The organism is Vibrio sp. 10N.261.46.A3 (assembly GCF_041472995.1).
Taxonomy (GTDB): Bacteria; Pseudomonadota; Gammaproteobacteria; order Enterobacterales; family Vibrionaceae; genus Vibrio; species Vibrio coralliirubri.
In genome coordinates, this window is record NZ_JBFRRH010000203.1 from 1 (window position 1) to 2,537 (window position 2,537).

The 2,537-nt window shown below is 40.0% G+C and carries 2 protein-coding genes; both read left to right on the plus strand.

The genetic code is table 11. The annotated features are described in order from the left end of the window. The first annotated feature begins 231 nt into the window (after positions 1-231). A complete protein-coding gene (locus AB4484_RS26655) occupies positions 232-1,206 on the plus strand; it encodes an integron integrase (protein ID WP_372081048.1) in 975 nt (324 codons plus the stop codon). Between the two features lie 426 nt (positions 1,207-1,632). Next, positions 1,633-2,537: nuclease-related domain-containing protein (locus AB4484_RS26660; RefSeq protein ID WP_372081049.1), on the plus strand; the 905-nt coding region annotated here is incomplete at its 3' end.

Genomic DNA, 2,537 nt, shown 5'->3' on the forward strand with positions numbered 1-2,537 from the left:
TTCTACTCCATTCACATAACAGCTATATTAGACAGAAAAATTCTGCAATTAAATACAGAATTATTCTGTCTAGTATCTTAATGACGTAAACGATACCCCGTTTTTATGAAAACTAACAGTAACTTAAGCACTACATCCTCTTTCCTACATCCCAAAATACAGAATTTTTCTATATAGCATGAATTGATGTGCCAAACTGAAACTCATGTATGGATAACCAGTTACAGTTTAATGAAAAAATCACCATTTCTATCGTATATACAAGAATACATGCTTGGACGGCACTATGCCCTTCGTACAACGGAGGCGTACATTTATTGGATTCACCAATACATTCTTTATCATGATAAAAAGCACCCAAAGAGCTTAACTTCTAGACATGTAGAGGATTTCCTAACGCATCTGGTTGTTAACAAAAAGTCAGCGAGGAAAACGCAAAGTCTGGCTCTCAATGCGTTAGTCTTTTTATACAAAGAAATTATTCAAGAACCCATAGAACTTGATATGCAGTTTCGGCGCTCAGATAAATCAAGAAAATTGCCAACAGTCATGACTCCAGAAGAGATTGGAAGGCTATTCAATCACTGTTCACCTAACTACAAATTACCTTATCAATTAATGTATGGATCAGGGTTGCGTTTAATGGAGTGTCTACGCTTACGTGTACAAGATATCGATTATGCATATAAATCTGTACGTGTATGGCAAGGGAAAGGAGGTAAAAACCGCATAGTGACAATAGCTCCAGAGCTTTTCCCCGCTATCAAACAACAGCAACAGAGATCCGCGAGTTACTATCATCAAGACATGAATGACACAGTTTTCTCTGGTGTATACATACCTGAAGCTCTCGCTAGAAAATACCCGAGCGCAGAAAGGAGCCTAAATTGGCAATTCCTCTTTCCCTCTAGTCGTTTGTCGCCAGATTTACAAACAGGCGAGCTACGTAGACACCATATTCACCCAACAGCGCTTCAAAAACACATTAAGGTAGCAGGCCAAAAAGCCAACATTGACAAAAACATCTCGTGTCATACTTTAAGGCACTCATTCGCTACGCACCTTCTTCAAAGCGGAGCGGATATCAGAACCGTTCAAGAACAACTTGGTCACACCGATTTGAAGACAACGCAAATCTATACTCACATCATTGATAGAGGCGCCAATGGCGTTGTTAGCCCACTATCAAGAATATTCGTAAAATAACGATAAATGAAATTCGGATTCCGAATTCTGAAATGACTTCATAATCACGAAACAGGGCACTATCACCTGCTTTTTGGGCTGAGGCCTCTAGTCACTCCAAAACTCAATAACAATTTATGTGTGTGTTTTTCTCTGCAGCAATGGCTGCGTATCACCTATTATTGTTACGCCACCATTACCCAATTTACAACTTTCATGGCGCTCACAACGCCCTAACACGCACAATAACAGGATGCCTAACAAACACATTATTAAACAGCGAGTTGCATGTTTCCTACTCTCTACTTCGAGCTTTCGAAAGAGATATTTCACAATTTTCATCAATAACAGTGTTCGAAAAAGAACATATGTCTCAAAAACATACACACCATCAATATGAATGTTACTGCATGGTAAACTGCTTTTATAAAAAAGCAGGAATAAAGAATGATTACTAAGGATAGAGATTCAAAAATCGACAACAGTCTTCAACAGAAAGCTGGCGCAAAAGTAGAGCAAGATGTCGCGTTTTACTTACGCAGAGAGTTTGGAGATGCAAATGACGTTTTCATTATTAATGACCTACGCATACAGTTTAAAAATGAAACTGCTCAGATCGATCATTTAGTCCTTTATAACAAAGGATTTATCATTATTGAGTCGAAATCGATTCGTGGTGAGGTTAAGGTCAACAATCAACTCGAATGGAGCCGAACCGTAAGAGGGACTTGGACAGGAATGCCCTCGCCTATCGAGCAAGCTAAGTTGCAAACCAAACTATTGAAAGCACTGTTAAATGACAACGCTAAGTCGTTGCTAGACCGAATTGCGTTTGTACAAGCGTACTTTGGTGGTCGCTGTTGGGATCAACTCTGTGCCGCGTCCAATGACGCTCTAATCGATCGAACTTCTATCCCTAAAGATATATCGAAGAAGCTCATTAAAGCCGAGTCTATTGGTAGCTGCGTTAAGAGTCTCATCAAAAAGCACCGCGTAGGTTCAATTCTAAATCCGAACCCTACGTTGAATCGTGATGAACTGTACCGCCTAGTTCACTTTCTAAATGAACAACATGTGCCTACGTCCTCTCCGGCTCCCAAAGTACATCTCGCAGAATTGAGCGAAACTGAAAAGGTAGACTTGGTTCCAGCTCAAGAAGCAATTGAAGAGGCCAAAGTTCCACAAATAAGGCATGGTTTTAATTGTAAGAAGTGTCAAAGCCCGCAGACCGAACCGAGGTATGGAAAGTATGGGTATTACGTCTACTGCCCACAATGTAAGGTGAATACTGCAATGCGTATTAGTTGCCATTCTTGCCAATCTAATTCAGCCAAAGTCAGTAAGAAAAAGAA